11 protein-coding genes, 4 tRNA genes and 1 pseudogene are annotated in these 15,845 nt (G+C 44.1%); 14 read left to right on the top strand and 2 right to left on the bottom strand.

Annotated elements, in window-relative coordinates:
* The first annotated feature begins 140 nt into the window (after positions 1–140).
* On the top strand, positions 141–1,205 hold the full coding sequence (gene hemE, locus PPIS_RS16140) for a uroporphyrinogen decarboxylase (RefSeq protein WP_010374544.1): 1,065 nt from the start codon (positions 141–143) through the stop codon (positions 1,203–1,205).
* 233 nt (positions 1,206–1,438) lie between these two features.
* Here the strand turns inward: hemE and PPIS_RS16145 are convergent, their stop codons facing one another.
* On the bottom strand, positions 1,439–3,286 hold the full coding sequence (locus PPIS_RS16145) for a M1 family metallopeptidase (protein ID WP_010374552.1): 1,848 nt from the start codon (positions 3,284–3,286) through the stop codon (positions 1,439–1,441).
* Positions 3,287–3,466: 180 nt separating this feature from the next.
* On the opposite strand from PPIS_RS16145, the gene murB reads away from it, so the two are divergent.
* The 13 genes and pseudogenes from murB (at position 3,467) to PPIS_RS16210 (ending at position 13,024) form a co-directional block, all read left to right on the top strand.
* Complete coding sequence (gene murB / locus PPIS_RS16150) at positions 3,467–4,486, top strand: UDP-N-acetylmuramate dehydrogenase (protein ID WP_010374554.1); 1,020 nt, start codon at positions 3,467–3,469, stop codon at positions 4,484–4,486.
* On the top strand, positions 4,473–5,465 hold the full coding sequence (gene birA, locus PPIS_RS16155) for a bifunctional biotin--[acetyl-CoA-carboxylase] ligase/biotin operon repressor BirA (RefSeq protein ID WP_010374557.1): 993 nt from the start codon (positions 4,473–4,475) through the stop codon (positions 5,463–5,465). The genes murB and birA overlap by 14 nt, the downstream gene beginning before the upstream one ends.
* The gene (locus PPIS_RS16160) at positions 5,462–6,154 is read left to right on the top strand and encodes a type III pantothenate kinase (RefSeq protein WP_010374559.1); all 693 of its coding nucleotides are present in this window, start codon (positions 5,462–5,464) and stop codon (positions 6,152–6,154) included. Before birA ends, PPIS_RS16160 begins: the two co-directional genes overlap by 4 nt.
* A gap of 124 nt (positions 6,155–6,278) precedes the next feature.
* Positions 6,279–6,833 (top strand): annotated as a pseudogene (locus PPIS_RS16165) (biotin--[acetyl-CoA-carboxylase] ligase); the annotation flags it as partial.
* Complete coding sequence (locus PPIS_RS16170; RefSeq protein WP_010374559.1) at positions 6,830–7,522, top strand: type III pantothenate kinase; 693 nt, start codon at positions 6,830–6,832, stop codon at positions 7,520–7,522. The pseudogene PPIS_RS16165 and the gene PPIS_RS16170, both read left to right, overlap by 4 nt.
* Positions 7,523–7,646: 124 nt before the next feature.
* Positions 7,647–7,722, top strand: a tRNA-Thr gene (locus PPIS_RS16175).
* Positions 7,723–7,770: 48 nt separating this feature from the next.
* Positions 7,771–7,855 (top strand) — tRNA-Tyr (locus PPIS_RS16180).
* Between the two features lie 44 nt (positions 7,856–7,899).
* Positions 7,900–7,974, top strand: a tRNA-Gly gene (locus tag PPIS_RS16185).
* Between the two features lie 13 nt (positions 7,975–7,987).
* A tRNA-Thr gene (locus PPIS_RS16190) sits at positions 7,988–8,063 on the top strand.
* Between the two features lie 137 nt (positions 8,064–8,200).
* A complete protein-coding gene (tuf, locus tag PPIS_RS16195) occupies positions 8,201–9,385 on the top strand; it encodes an elongation factor Tu (RefSeq protein WP_039494551.1) in 1,185 nt (394 codons plus the stop codon).
* Between the two features lie 37 nt (positions 9,386–9,422).
* A complete protein-coding gene (locus PPIS_RS16200) occupies positions 9,423–9,677 on the top strand; it encodes a hypothetical protein (protein ID WP_010376397.1) in 255 nt (84 codons plus the stop codon).
* A gap of 209 nt (positions 9,678–9,886) precedes the next feature.
* A complete protein-coding gene (locus PPIS_RS16205) occupies positions 9,887–10,903 on the top strand; it encodes a TAXI family TRAP transporter solute-binding subunit (RefSeq protein ID WP_010376395.1) in 1,017 nt (338 codons plus the stop codon).
* A gap of 36 nt (positions 10,904–10,939) precedes the next feature.
* On the top strand, positions 10,940–13,024 hold the full coding sequence (locus tag PPIS_RS16210; RefSeq protein ID WP_010376394.1) for a TRAP transporter permease: 2,085 nt from the start codon (positions 10,940–10,942) through the stop codon (positions 13,022–13,024).
* 49 nt (positions 13,025–13,073) lie between these two features.
* Here PPIS_RS16210 and plsB read toward each other — a convergent pair whose 3' ends face one another.
* A complete protein-coding gene (plsB, locus tag PPIS_RS16215) occupies positions 13,074–15,500 on the bottom strand; it encodes a glycerol-3-phosphate 1-O-acyltransferase PlsB (protein WP_010376392.1) in 2,427 nt (808 codons plus the stop codon).
* Positions 15,501–15,845: the final 345 nt, after the last annotated feature.

The raw sequence follows: 15,845 nt of genomic DNA on the forward strand, positions 1-15,845 counted from the left end.
AGCTTATGAATTTGTTCCTAATAAAGTGAGGTTTAATCTAGATCATAACGAGGCGCAGGCAAGGATAGTTTAGATAGTGCCCATGTGCACTTAGTGATACAATCCGCACAATTGAATTTAAGTATTGGAATAGAGACGCTATGAGCGAATTAAAAAACGATCGTTATTTACGAGCGCTATTAAAACAACCAGTTGACGTCACACCAGTATGGATGATGCGCCAAGCTGGTCGTTATCTACCAGAGTATCGTGCCACCAGAGCACAAGCTGGTGACTTTATGAGCCTTTGTAAAAATGCAGAACTGGCATGTGAAGTGACATTACAGCCGCTGCGTCGTTATCCACTAGATGCGGCGATTCTGTTTAGCGATATTTTGACTATTCCAGATGCAATGGGACTTGGGCTTTACTTTGAAACTGGTGAAGGTCCAAAGTTTGAGCGTCCTATCCAATCGTTAGACGATGTTAAAAAGCTACCAAAATTAGATCCAACCGATGAGCTTGGTTATGTAATGAATGCGGTGAGCACAATTCGTCGTGAGCTTAAAGGTGAAGTACCACTTATTGGTTTCTCCGGCTCACCATGGACGCTAGCGACTTACATGATTGAAGGCGGTAGCAGCAAAACATTCGGTAAGATTAAAAAGATGGCGTTTGCGGAGCCGCAGACACTGCACCTACTGCTAGATAAAGTGGCTGATTCGGTTATCGACTACCTAAATGCGCAAGTAAAAGCTGGTGCTCAGTCGCTAATGATCTTCGACTCTTGGGGTGGAGTATTAAGCCCGCGTGACTACAAAGAGTTTTCACTACAATATATGCACAAAATTGTAGATGGCCTGATCCGTGAAAATGACGGTCGTAAAGTACCTGTGACATTATTCACGAAGAACGGCGGTCAATGGATTGAAGCGATTGCAGCCACTGGATGTGATGCAGTTGGCCTTGATTGGACGATTGATATCGCCGATGCAAAACGTCGTGTAGGCGATAAAGTCGCACTACAAGGTAATATGGATCCTTCAATGCTACACGGTACCCATGAGCGTATTCGTGAAGAAGTTCAGCATATCTTAGCTGGCTTTGGTGAAGGTAATGGTCACGTATTTAACCTAGGTCATGGCATTACGCCTGATGTTGACCCTGAAAATGCAGGTGTTTTCATCAATGCGGTTCACGAATTTAGCCGTCAATATCACAAGTAATTTAAGTTTGAACTTAAACTTAAAATAGCAAAGAGCGCTTATTGAAGCGCTCTTTTTGTTTTTGAAATGTATTATACCAATTGCACTAAGTCTCCAATCAATTTGAAGGGTGAAATACCATATTAGCGTCGTTAAAAATTTCTCATTTAGAACAACTAAATAGCAAAATTTTTGCCTAGCTACTAAAGCTATTTCTCCGATTCAAATAGCTCATTTACCTAATACAATTGGTATTATTCAAATAAGGCGTCGATGGTGCCTTGAGCAAGTGGGTGGTATCCCGGACGTGCTTGTTGATAAACACGGTAAGCCCAGTCACGCTTGCCATTCTTAATGAGAGACTTGTATAAATTCACAATAAGCTTGCGACGACCAATACTTACTAGATGCTTTTCAAGGTCTGGGTAAATAGCTTGGTAGCCGTTACCTACTGCTAGCATATACCAAGCAAATGCGCGTTCAGCGTTGGTCGATTGGGTCAGCTTAAACGCCTTGTCCAATGCTTCCATACGCTCAATGGCGAGATCTCTTGGTAAGTTATTAATAAAGTGCAGCCACTCATGTACTGTCCAAGTGTCGGTCGGTAAATCTGCAAGTGTTTTCTCGTCTTTTAACCAAGCTTGAGTTAGCGCATCCACTTTTTCAAAGGCATCAGAAGTTGGGTTCGGTGCGTCGCTTGGCAAGCCTGGCTCATAAATCCACTCTTTGGCTTTTTCTAAGCTCACGATACCAGGATATTGCTGTAGCAAGTTTTTGTCTAAGTACGCGACGAATTCATCAGTAGTCAGAGATTTAAAAGAGAAAGTGTTAAAGTAGGTTTTAACAAACTTGTCGAACTTGTCACGACCAAACTTTTCTTCTAGATAAATAAGGAATAATTGACCTTTAGTGTAAGGTACAGAGCTAAACGCATCGTCAGGGTCGCGGCCATTAAGCTCTAAATTCATGCGTGTATCAGGGGCGGCAATAGTTTTAAGTTGTGCGCGTAGGCCTGCAGCGTCAAGTGCTTGTTCCATCACCGCGCGGTCACGACCAAACACTTCTTCCATAATACGGTTTTCAACGTAAGAGGTGAAACCCTCATTTAGCCATAGGTCTTCCCACGTCGCGTTGGTCACTAAGTTGCCAGACCAAGAGTGCGCTAGCTCGTGGGCGATTAGGTTTACTAAGCTTTTGTCACCGGCAACTACAGTTGGCGTGATAAATGACAGGCGTGGATTTTCCATACCACCAAACGGGAAGCTAGGCGGCAACATGAGCAGGTCGTATCTACCCCAAGCGTATTCACCATACATGGCATTGGTTTTATCGATCATCGCTTGCGTATCATTAAACTCAGCAACAGAGGCATCGAGGATTTGCGGTTCTGCAAAAATCGCAGTTTGGTGCGACATCTCTTTATATTCAAGGTTACCTGCACCAATTGCAATTAGGTACGGTGGGATAGCTTGCGGCATATCAAACCAATAATCGCCATCTTTGATCAATGCGCCGGTATTGTCCGCACTCATTACCGCACGTACATCTTTAGGCGTATGTACGCGAGCAGAGTAAGTCACACGCATTGCTGGCGTATCCTGCACAGGGATCCAACTACGAGCATGAATAGCTTGAGATTGGCTATACATAAATGGGTGAGATTTACTTGCGGTTTGCTGCGGTGTTAACCACTGTAGACCTGATGCTACTGGCAAGCTGTTGTAATAAATACGTGCTTTTTTTGCTTGCTCTTTAAAGTGAATAGTTAACTTAGCACCTTTCACATCATCGCGCTTGGCAAGATCAAACTTGGCGGTATGCCATTTATCATCTTTACCTTGATACATCACTTTGTCGATTTCGAGGTCACGCGTATCTAGTACCAGCGTTCTTGCTTGGCGATTCTGCCAATCTAGTGTGTGTTCAACAAAACCTTCTAGTTGCTTATCTTCAAAGTCAACGTCTAGGTCTAAATGCAAGTGTGTGGTAATAACATCGTTAAGATTGGCGTAAGTGTGTTGGTCAACGGCTGCGTTTACATCAGCAGTGTGGACAAGGCCAGCCATGGCAAGGCTGAGCGTAAGTGCCGAAAGTTTAATCATAATGCTGCTCTTATAAAAAGAATATTCCCAATTAGAACGGCTAACATAACTAATTTCTGACCATTTAAACAGTATAAGCCGATGGGTTACATAAAATGGTGGGCAAGATGACGTTAATGCGTAAGTCAGGGCAATGCGCTACACTAGCGCCAGTTTAGTTAATATTGGCAAGGTGCTGCAGTGACTAGTTTGCAGTCTTATCACACTTTTTCGCTGCCGTCGGGTTGCGAGTCCCTTATTATTATCACAGATCCACATGCGCTGGTTGAGCTCGATTTCAGTCGCCCTTTCTTTTTAATCGGGGAAGGGAGTAATACCATTTTTCTGGAAGACTATGCTGGAACCGTTATTAAGCTTGCGACCTTAGGTGTCGATATCGAGCAACAAGATGATAGTTATGTTGTTACAGTCGCAGCTGGAGAAAACTGGCACCAGCTCGTTACAAAGCTGCTTGATAACGGAATTGACGGGTTAGAAAATCTCGCGCTGATCCCTGGTACCGTTGGCGCGGCGCCGGTACAAAATATCGGCGCCTACGGCGTTGAAGTATCACAATTTATCACTGCCGTTAGAGGATTTGATATTGCCGAGCGGCGCTTCACTACATTAACAAATGCAGAGTGTGAATTTGGCTATCGAGATTCGGTCTTTAAACACCGCCTAAAAGATAAGTTTGTGATTACAGAAGTGACATTTACACTGCCTAAACGTTGGCAGCCAACGTTAAGTTATGGCCCACTACAAAGCTTGAGTGATACAGCAACTGCACAAGAGATTTGTGAAGCGGTGATAGTTACCAGAAACAGTAAATTGCCCGATCCTGCGACACTTGCAAATGCCGGGAGCTTTTTTAAAAACCCAGTGGTTGATAGGGCGTTTGCAGCTCAGTTGAAAAGTAAATTTCCTGAGGTGCCAGCGTTTGATGTGGACAATGACCATGTAAAACTTGCGGCTGGCTGGTTAATTGACAAAGCGGGTCTAAAAGGCTGTCACCGTGGAGCCATTCGTGTGTATGAGAAACAAGCGCTGGTACTTGTTCATAGTGGTGGCAGCACCGGCGAAGATTTAACACAGTTAGTGAGCCATATTCAGCAAACCGTTTGGCAAAAATTTGCTGTGTTACTCGAGCATGAAGTGCGCCTTATAACAAAGCATGGTGAATGTCAGTTGCAAAGTGTGGAATGCCATGAAAACGCCTGATCATAAAAAGCAAACGATTTTAGCAGCCTTGAATAAAGGAGAATTTGTCTCAGGGCAAGAACTTGGCGAACAATTAGGTATTAGTCGCGCGGCTATTGCGAAGCATATAGCGGCGTTGCAAGAGATGGGCGTGGATATTTTTCGAGTCAATGGCCGCGGCTATAAACTCAATTATAACTTACCGCTTATTCATCAAAGTAAGTTGAATACTCTATGGCAACAGCAGTTTCAAAGTGAGTGTCCTATCGAATATCACGCAATTATAGACTCAACGAATAGCGAGCTAATGCGTCGTTTGCAGGACAAACAGAATATGGGCTCAGGCCATGTCTTGGTGGCAGAAATGCAGCAAGCTGGCAGAGGGCGCAGAGGTCGGGTATGGCAATCGCCCTTTGGTGCTAACCTTTATTACAGTTATTATTGGCAGTTTGACGCTGGTATGCAAGCCGCGATGGGCTTATCTATTGCTGTAGGACTTGCGGTATATGATGCGTTAAAGGTCCTTTATGGTATTTCCGTTGAATTAAAATGGCCAAACGATATATATCTCAACCAGCAAAAACTGGCGGGGATTTTGGTTGAGCTAGAGGGGCAAGTAGAAGGGCCTTGCCATCTTGTGATTGGGATTGGGCTAAATATATGCATGCCAGAATCAGCCTCTAAACACATCGACCAAGCTTGGACAGATCTGCAAACGCACTTAGGCCAAATTGATAAAAATCAGTTAGTGGTGCAGCTCACTCACTCTTTGTCTGAGCGTCTTGCCCAGTATAAAGAGTCTGGACTGAGCGAAATGGTGACCGAATGGAATAGTCTAAATGCCTTTAAAGGTGACGCAGTGACCTTGAGTACTGGACAAAGAGAGTGGCGTGGGATCTGTGAAGGCATCGATATGCAAGGTGGCTTATTGCTTAGGCAAGATGGTGAGCTTAAAGCTTTTTATGGCGGTGAAATTTCGTTAAGAAAGGTGATATCGTGAAACTGCTAATTGACGTAGGTAATACTGCAGTTAAATATGCGCTTGAGCATGAAGGCCGTATTAGTCCTGTAAAAGAAAGTAATATTGAATGGCAAAAGCTAACTGCAATTGTCTGCTCTCAGGTTGGTAAGGGAGCGGGATTACAGTGGGTGGAAAGTCGCGCCTCTGAGTTTGGTCTTGTGCTAGAGCAAGCACAAGTATCGCCTAGGCGAGCTGGGGTAACTTGTGCCTATCCTAGTTTTAAAAATTTGGGGATTGATAGGTGGCTCGCGGTACTTGCCGCGCATGCTCTATATCCAACGCAAGATATAATCGTGATTGATTCTGGCACTGCGACCACGGTTGATGTAGTGACTGCACAAGGGATACACATGGGTGGGTGGATTTTGCCAGGCATCGATCTCATGATATCCAGTATTACCGCGCGTGCAGAGCGGGTATTTTGTGATGACAACACGCCTTTTGCCGCAGAATTTGCTAAAAATACACCAGAAGCGGTGAAAAATGGTGCGTTAGCCGCAACACTTGGGCTCGTACATAGTGCAAAACAGCAACTTAATAATGAGTCTGCGTTGGTATTGTGCGCAGGTGGATATGGCGAGTTAATAAAAAACCATATTGCGTCAGCGGTTTTTGATGACCTTTTGGTATTCAAAGGGCTATCAGTTTGGTGGAAAAACCCACAATAACTGTAAAAATGTCATGGGATTGGCTTAAAACTGAGCGTTTGAACAATAAATTTAAATTTTTTTGCATATTCCTGTTGCATCAAGTCAATGGTTGCTCTAATATCTCGCCCCGTACTAAAGCAGGCAGTTTGACGCTGGTATGCAAGCCGCGATGGGCTTATCTATTGCTGTAGGACTTGCGGTATATGATGCGTTAAAGGTCCTTTATGGTATTTCCGTTGAATTAAAATGGCCAAACGATATATATCTCAACCAGCAAAAACTGGCGGGGATTTTGGTTGAGCTAGAGGGGCAAGTAGAAGGGCCTTGCCATCTTGTGATTGGGATTGGGCTAAATATATGCATGCCAGAATCAGCCTCTAAACACATCGACCAAGCTTGGACAGATCTGCAAACGCACTTAGGCCAAATTGATAAAAATCAGTTAGTGGTGCAGCTCACTCACTCTTTGTCTGAGCGTCTTGCCCAGTATAAAGAGTCTGGACTGAGCGAAATGGTGACCGAATGGAATAGTCTAAATGCCTTTAAAGGTGACGCAGTGACCTTGAGTACTGGACAAAGAGAGTGGCGTGGGATCTGTGAAGGCATCGATATGCAAGGTGGCTTATTGCTTAGGCAAGATGGTGAGCTTAAAGCTTTTTATGGCGGTGAAATTTCGTTAAGAAAGGTGATATCGTGAAACTGCTAATTGACGTAGGTAATACTGCAGTTAAATATGCGCTTGAGCATGAAGGCCGTATTAGTCCTGTAAAAGAAAGTAATATTGAATGGCAAAAGCTAACTGCAATTGTCTGCTCTCAGGTTGGTAAGGGAGCGGGATTACAGTGGGTGGAAAGTCGCGCCTCTGAGTTTGGTCTTGTGCTAGAGCAAGCACAAGTATCGCCTAGGCGAGCTGGGGTAACTTGTGCCTATCCTAGTTTTAAAAATTTGGGGATTGATAGGTGGCTCGCGGTACTTGCCGCGCATGCTCTATATCCAACGCAAGATATAATCGTGATTGATTCTGGCACTGCGACCACGGTTGATGTAGTGACTGCACAAGGGATACACATGGGTGGGTGGATTTTGCCAGGCATCGATCTCATGATATCCAGTATTACCGCGCGTGCAGAGCGGGTATTTTGTGATGACAACACGCCTTTTGCCGCAGAATTTGCTAAAAATACACCAGAAGCGGTGAAAAATGGTGCGTTAGCCGCAACACTTGGGCTCGTACATAGTGCAAAACAGCAACTTAATAATGAGTCTGCGTTGGTATTGTGCGCAGGTGGATATGGCGAGTTAATAAAAAACCATATTGCGTCAGCGGTTTTTGATGACCTTTTGGTATTCAAAGGGCTATCAGTTTGGTGGAAAAACCCACAATAACTGTAAAAATGTCATGGGATTGGCTTAAAACTGAGCGTTTGAACAATAAATTTAAATTTTTTTGCATATTCCTGTTGCATCAAGTCAATGGTTGCTCTAATATCTCGCCCCGTACTAAAGCAGTGCCGACTTAGCTCAGTTGGTAGAGCAACTGACTTGTAATCAGTAGGTCATCCGTTCGACTCGGATAGTCGGCACCATCTTTTTACCCTATCTTGTATAGGATGCTTTAGGAAAGAATTTTACGTGGAGGGGTTCCCGAGCGGCCAAAGGGATCAGACTGTAAATCTGACGGCTCAGCCTTCGCTGGTTCGAATCCAGCTCCCTCCACCACTTTATTCTTGACGGTTAGAGGTAGTTAAGAACAGGTTCCTAAAGCGGGCATCGTATAATGGCTATTACCTCAGCCTTCCAAGCTGATGATGCGGGTTCGATTCCCGCTGCCCGCTCCAGTTCGTCTGGCGTGCTGATATAGCTCAGTTGGTAGAGCGCACCCTTGGTAAGGGTGAGGTCGGCAGTTCAAATCTGCCTATCAGCACCAGTCTCCGAAGAATCTTCTCAAATACTTCCTTTGAATTGTCGAAAAAATATTTATAATAGACTGAATAATTCTAATCCACACTCGTCGTGGATTATTTTTATATGTAATCTAGATACACAAAACTTATAGGTTTCGTCATGGCAAAAGAAAAGTTTGAACGCGTAAAACCGCACGTAAACGTTGGTACTATCGGCCACGTTGACCACGGTAAAACAACTCTAACTGCAGCAATCACTAACGTACTTGCAAAAGTATACGGTGGTACAGCAAAAGACTTCGCATCAATCGATAACGCTCCAGAAGAGCGTGAGCGTGGTATCACAATCTCAACTTCACACGTTGAGTATGACACACCAACTCGTCACTATGCACACGTAGACTGTCCAGGACACGCTGACTATGTTAAAAACATGATCACTGGTGCTGCACAGATGGACGGCGCGATCCTAGTAGTTGCTGCTACTGACGGTCCTATGCCTCAAACACGTGAGCACATCCTACTTTCTCGTCAGGTTGGTGTACCTTACATCATCGTATTCATGAACAAATGTGACATGGTTGACGACGAAGAGCTACTAGAGCTAGTAGAGATGGAAGTTCGTGAACTACTTTCTGAGTACGACTTCCCAGGTGATGACCTACCACTAATCCAAGGTTCAGCGCTAAAAGCACTAGAAGGCGAAGAGCAGTGGGAAGCGAAGATCATTGAGCTTGCAGAAGCACTAGATTCTTACATCCCAGAGCCAGAGCGTGACATCGATAAGCCATTCATCATGCCTATCGAAGACGTATTCTCAATCCAGGGTCGTGGTACAGTAGTAACAGGCCGTGTAGAAGCTGGTATCATCAACGTGAACGACGAAGTAGAAATCGTAGGTATTAAAGAAACTACGAAGACAACTTGTACAGGTGTTGAGATGTTCCGTAAGCTTCTAGACGAAGGTCGTGCGGGTGAGAACATCGGTGCACTACTACGTGGTACTAAGCGTGATGAAGTTGAACGTGGTCAAGTACTATGTAAGCCTGGTTCTATCAAGCCACACACAAAATTCACTTCAGAAGTATACGTGCTTTCGAAAGATGAAGGTGGTCGTCACACTCCTTTCTTCAAAGGTTACCGTCCACAGTTCTACTTCCGTACAACAGACGTAACTGGTGACATCCAGCTACCAGACGGCGTAGAAATGGTAATGCCTGGCGACAACATCAAGATGACTGTTGAGCTAATCGTACCAATCGCAATGGACGAAGGTCTACGTTTCGCTATCCGTGAAGGTGGCCGTACAGTAGGTGCTGGTGTTGTAGCAACAATCGAAGAGTAATCTGTAGATTGTCGTAACACACATAAAAAAGGTCGCTTTGGCGGCCTTTTTTAATGCCTTTGTTGATACGATTTTATATCGCGACTATCGAAAAGGGTCGTTCTCTAATAAGAAGTACAGACCTTTTTATTATTACGCTTTAAAAGATGAACTCTTTGTCGAAGCAGTGACTTTACATCGCGATTTTAAAGATAGAATTTTTGTGGTGGGAGCGAGTTTACCTCGCGATAAACTCTTTGTCGTAGCAGCGATTTTATATCGCGACCAACGAAAAGGGTCATTCTCCTATTAAAGCATCATTTTTGTCGTTGTGATGGTTATAACGAACAATTCGATAATGTTCTTATATTTACTTTCGACAGCTTAAAATCCATATTCTCACCATTTAATCTCCCTATTCTATATGCTGATATCCTGCCACCAGTCACGTAAAAATTTGGTTAATTACGTAAAGGTGTGCACAATAAGCCCATATAAAACCTAAAATTAGGGAGTGTAAAGATGTTAGGTCTTTCGGCTCGAACGATTTCTGCTGTGCTCAGTATCACAATGTCACTATGTACTTTTGCAAGCTTTGCCAATGTAGATAAGGACAGATCCTATATTTTGGCGACAGCCTCATCTGGTGGCACTTTTTACCCAGTAGGTGTCGCGATTGCGACACTAACTAAGCTAAAAGTCACGCCGCAGCACGGTATGAGTGTGTCGGCCATTACCTCTGCCGGTTCTGGTGATAACCTCAAACTCATGCGTAATAAAGAAGCTGAACTGGCTATTTTACAGGGTCTTTATGGTGCGTGGGCGACGCAGGGGACGGGGGCAATGGCACCCGTTGGCAAACAAGATTATCTGCGTTCAGTGACTATGTTGTGGCAAAACGTAGAGCACTTTGTCATTGCTAAGAAGTATGCCAAAACGGGCAACGTCTCAGATTTGAAAAACCTATATTCACAAGGGTTTGGCATTGGTAAGCGTAACTCTGGAACGGAAGGTTCTGGGAAGCACATCATGGCTGCACTGGGCGTTGATAGTGACAAATTCACTTTGGTGCATAAAGGTTACGCGGGCTCTTCTAGCGCCCTACAAAATGGTCAGATTGCGGGAATGAATATTCCGGCAGGCGTACCGGTCAGCGCTATTACGAGTGCTTATGCAGCCGATGCCAATGGTATCACTGTGCTGGATTTCACTGATGAGCAGCTAAATAAAGTCAACGCTGAGGTAGAGTTATGGTCACGCTTCGAGATCCCAGCGAACACTTACCCCGGCCAAACTAACGCAATCAAAACGATTGCGCAGCCAAACTTTCTTGCAGCACATAAAGACATGAGTGAGGAAGATGTATATCTACTCACCAAGGCAATTTATGAAAATTTAGTCTTTCTTCAAACCATCCATAAAGCGACTAAAGCCATGGCGATAGAAAAGGCACTCATGGGACTACCTGCTAAGCTACATCCCGGCGCGCTGAAGTATTATAAAGAAATAGGTATTACCGTACCTGCTCATCTGCAGTAACGCCGCCAACTAAGTAAAACGGGATAGTATCTATCAATGAGTAATAGTAGCAATGAGCAAAGCACATTAGCAGTACCAACAGCGGCTCGTGAGCGGATCGCTTTTTATTTAGCAATATTCACGAGTTTGTTGCACCTCTATTTTAACTTGGTCGCCACTTGGCCGGATAATTATATTTCAGCCATCCATTTCATGTTATTTGGTAGCATTATCTTACTCACCTTGCCACTTAGAGTTGGCAAATTGGCAGTGCTTTCTAGCGTTATTGATATCGGGCTATTTATCGGTTTAATCGTGAGCTGCGGCTATCTTGTTCTATACAGTGATGCGTTGGCTGCGCGTAATTATGAATTTGCTACGGCTGACTGGATAGCATCTTCGACCGCTGTACTCCTCGCGCTTGAGTTGGTGCGGCGCTGTATGGGCTGGTTTATCCCGGTGATGATCCTACTGGCGATGAGTTATGTGCTGTTTTTGGGACAGTATATTGATGGTGTGTTTCATTTTGCTGGTTTAAGCGCTGAAACTATTTTGTTTCGCAATTACTTTGATGACGGCTTGTTTGGACCTATTGCTAAAATTTCTTGGACGTTTGTCTTTATGTTTATCTTGTTTGGCGCATTTCTAGTCCAAGCAGGAACAGGGGATTTTATCATTCGCTTTGCCAATGCACTTGTTGGCCGCATGGTTGGTGGGCAAGGACTTGTTGCTGTCGTGAGCTCGGGTATGATGGGCTCCGTATCGGGCTCTGCTATCGCGAATACAGCGGCAACTGGGGTGATCACCATTCCATTAATGAAGAAAGCTGGCTTTCCTGCAAAGTTTGCAGCAGCAGTTGAAGCCGGAGCATCGACGGGAGGTCAGCTGATCCCGCCGATTATGGGGGCAGGTGTATTTGTGATGGCCTCTTATACTCAAATTCCTTATCTTACGATAATTGCGGCGGCCTTTGTTCCCGCACTGCTTTATTTTGCATCTATTGCCATCTTTGTACGTATTCAAGCTAAACGTTTGAATATCCAGCCAGCATTAGAGTCAGGGCAATTGAGTGCTTGGCAAGAGCTGAAGTCCGGTTGGCATCATTTATTACCTATCGTGTTGCTCGTAACATTGATGATTTATGGCTTTACGCCAACTTATGCAGTCAGCATTGCGACGCTCAGTGTGTGTCTGTTTTCTTTGTTTTCACCTGCGCCGATGAGGTGGTCAAAGATTTTGGCTGGGCTTGCAAATGCAACTGAAAACAGCGCCAAGACAGCAATATTATTGGTTGCCATTGGCATACTGGTGAATTGTATTTCGATCAGCTCCTTAGGGGTTACTTTTTCTCTAATGATAAATGAATGGGCGGGAGCAAGCTTGATACTGTTGTTGGTATTGATTGCATTGGCCTCGTTAATTATCGGTATGGGACTGCCCGTGACGGCATCGTATATTGTATTGGCAACGCTTTCTGCACCGGCTTTGTATGGCTTGATCAGCCAGTCAGCACTGGTAGAGATCATAGTAAATGGTCAACTCAATGACACTGCGACGATGATGATGAGTATGATGGCGCCAGCACTAGGTGAGATATACAACCAGCCAAATATTACCACGGCTCAAGTGTTTACTATTTTGGCAAGCTTGCCGCCAGAGGCTATTGATATTATTCGCAGTAGCCAATTTGATGCCACGCATTTAGCCATGATGTTACTCTCTGCCCATATGATTATTTTTTGGTTATCGCAAGATAGCAATGTAACACCGCCGGTATGCTTGGTCGCGTTTACCGCTGCGGGAATTGCCAAAACACCGCCGATGGCAACAGGAATAGAAGCATGGAAAACGGCCAAAGCACTATACATCGTTCCTTTACTGTTTGCTTATACGCCGTTTATTGGGGGGAGTAACTTTGAGATCATGCAGGTTTTTTTCACTGCGCTTGTGGGAATGTACGCTTTGGTAGCAGCGATATACGGTTATGCAGAGGCAAAGCTCAATAAACCAATCAGGATAGGGTTAGCGCTTTTAGGTATCGCTTTAGTTTGGCCGCACCAAATAATCTCTGTAGATATAGCGGCGGCACTATGTGTTGTTGCTGTTGTTACAAAGCAAGTAGTAGATAATCGTCTAGCTTAAGCTTTGCTATGCACCATAAAGTAGGCCCCTAAATTGGGGCCTTATGATATTAGACGATATGTTGAATAGACTGATGTATTCGTGCCGGTAGCAGGGCTTTTAAGTACTGCTCTAAAGTATGTAGTGATTCTGTGCCGCGAATGCCAGCGGCTTCATCTTGTTCTATAAAGCCTTGCTCTTTTAGGCTAGTGACAAATGCGCTGAGCACTTTTTTGTCAAAAAACTCTGGGCTTTTGATGCCGTGTAAAGTTCCTAGTCGGTCGGCAAGAAGTGCACTTTCTTTTTCAAGCTCGCTACGACTTAATCCTTGATGACGCTTAACCAGGTTAATCGTGATTGCATAGCGTTCAAGCGTTAAGTGGATCACTTTACCTAGCATTTCTAATTGTGCCAACGCGCTACCATCTTTGTTAACAGAGGCTAGATGACCATCAAAGGTGATCAGATCCTTAGCCGCAAAGTATTCAAAAATAGACTCTATATATCCTGTCTTAAGGCCTGTTAAGAACCACTCTTTTGCAAACAAGGGATACAAAAGCGCTACCTCTTTACAGCACTCATCAACGGTTAAGCTGTAGCGGTTGAACAGTTGCTGAGCGATTAAGCTAGGTACGGCAAACAGGTGCAGAATATTGTTACGGTAATAATTAAGTAGAGCGCGTTCTTTTTCCTTAACACTAATGATGCTGCCAAAACTGTCTTCAATAATATCGAACTTATCAAGCTTAAGTGCATGATCGAGTAGGCCCTCAGAGCTCGAATCTGGCACCGTCGCATTGTCGTGATAAGGTGCATTTCTGTGTAATCCAAGATACAAATCAAGCTGTTGTAGCAGTTGTGATTTAGGCAGTGCAAACTGCTCGTTACTCAGCAAAATTGTCGCAAGCAAATTAACTGAGTTCAGTGCTGCTGAGTTATTTATCTCAGTCATGATGACATCAGCGAGATCGGCAACTTGCTTGTTCAGCCAAGCTGGCTTTTGAGTTTCGGTAGGGTGAATAGAACCACGCCAATCTGGTTGATGCTCATTTAAAAATTGGTTGACTGATATCGGATCGCCGAAATTTAAATACCCTCTACCATAGTTTTTAAGGTTCTTAATCGCCTTAAAAATACCAAAAATAGACTCATTTTTCTTACTGTTGCCAGCCAGCTCTTTGAGGTAGGTGTTGATCTCCATAACATGTTCGTAGCCGAGATAAACGGGCACTAATGATATAGGTCTATCAATGCCGCGAAGCATAGATTGCAGTGTCATTGCCAGCATCCCCGTTTTTGGTGGTAGAAGACGACCGGTACGACTGCGACCACCTTCGGTATAAAACTTAACGGAATATCCTTTGATAAATAACTGACTTAAATATTCCTTGAATACCGCGGAATAGAGTTTGTTACCCGAAAAAGAACGGCGAATAAAGAAGGCACCACTACGACGGAAAATCGGGCCCGCAGGGAAAAAGTTGAGATTAACGCCAGCTGCGATATGCGGTGGTACTAAACCCTGATGGTAAATCACATAAGTTAGAAGCAAGTAATCCATATGGCTACGATGACATGGCACGTAAATGATCTCGTGTCCTTTGTCTGCAAGCGCTTGTACTTTGTCTGAGTTATTAACTTCAATACCATTATAAAGCTTGTTCCACAGCCAAGTGAGGGCCCTGTCAGCTACGCGCACCATGGCGTCTGAATAGTTTGCGGCTATTTCGTCTAATAATCTAAGTGCTTGTAATCTTGCTTCTTCTTGACTTAGACCTTTTGCCTTTGCTTCGTCAGCAATGGCCTTTTTAATGCTTTGCGACGCTAAGATAGAATTAAATAGCTGCTCACGTGATGGCAATTTGGGGCCCGTAGCAGCCAATTTTTGACGACGGAAGTGCACGCGTGCAACGCGCAGCAGCTTATGTGGCAGTTCGTCAACGTCGGCTTTATCATTTAACAATTGATTGAGTTCAATCGGGCGGGAAAATCGAACAAAGTTATCCCTGCCTGAAAACAAGACCACAAAGCATTTGCGTAGCCAGCTTGGAGTTAATGAGTTGGATAATAAAGTTCCCACACCTGGCTTTTCTTTACCTGGATTACGACCCCACAATATGGTGACCGGAATAACTTGCGCATCGGTATTGTCGTCATCTTTTAAGGCTTCAAAAATTGCTTTGCTATGTTCAAGCGCATCACTTGGTTTATGACTATTACCAAAGACACTTGGCGGAGTCTGGATCCCAACAAAACGATTGAGCTCTTTATTGCCAATTCGCGCTTTTTGAGATGGTCTTGGTAAACCAAGCTTTTTACACATAACGTCTAGCGCTATCATGTCTGATACCGAGTCGAGTCTCGCTACATAGAATGTGGGAATGCTGGGATCTAGCTCGTAATCCTCGATGGGATGCTCTGGCAATACTTTACTTTTAACAAAAAGCCAGTTGCTACAGCGAGCGATGGTTGTAAGCAAATAAGAAAAAATCTGCATGGGAATACCGAACAATTATCATTAGCTATAGAATACCAAGATTTAACTGGACTGACCATTTACAAAGGCGTCATCCATGTTTTCTTGTCGCAATATTTGTCTGTAGAAGACTAACAGAAGCGAATGCATGAGTAGAGTGAATTTTGTTCTAAATGCTTTTTGTGAGTGAAATATTGTGGATGCTCAATGTGCTTTATCTGCGTGATAGCGCCTATGGATCCGAGCGATAAAATTACTTTATATTAGTTGTTGCATTTATCACCAATATCACTATAATATGCAGACTTTCTTGACCGTAGCGTCTAGGAAAGTAAATGAAAGGTCTGGATTTCAGGCCCTATGAAC

Origin of the sequence: Pseudoalteromonas piscicida (assembly GCF_000238315.3) — a bacterium.
Classification (GTDB): domain Bacteria; phylum Pseudomonadota; class Gammaproteobacteria; order Enterobacterales; family Alteromonadaceae; genus Pseudoalteromonas; species Pseudoalteromonas piscicida.

Bases quoted from the DNA above. Each gene is read 5' to 3' on its own strand.
- hemE (WP_010374544.1), top strand. From the start codon at position 141: ATGAGCGAATTAAAAAACGATCGTTATTTACGAGCGCTATTAAAACAA.
- PPIS_RS16145 (WP_010374552.1), bottom strand. From the start codon at position 3,286: ATGATTAAACTTTCGGCACTTACGCTCAGCCTTGCCATGGCTGGCCTT.
- birA (WP_010374557.1), top strand. From the start codon at position 4,473: ATGAAAACGCCTGATCATAAAAAGCAAACGATTTTAGCAGCCTTGAAT.
- tuf (WP_039494551.1), top strand. From the start codon at position 8,201: ATGGCAAAAGAAAAGTTTGAACGCGTAAAACCGCACGTAAACGTTGGT.
- PPIS_RS16205 (WP_010376395.1), top strand. From the start codon at position 9,887: ATGTTAGGTCTTTCGGCTCGAACGATTTCTGCTGTGCTCAGTATCACA.
- PPIS_RS16210 (WP_010376394.1), top strand. From the start codon at position 10,940: ATGAGTAATAGTAGCAATGAGCAAAGCACATTAGCAGTACCAACAGCG.
- plsB (WP_010376392.1), bottom strand. From the start codon at position 15,500: ATGCAGATTTTTTCTTATTTGCTTACAACCATCGCTCGCTGTAGCAAC.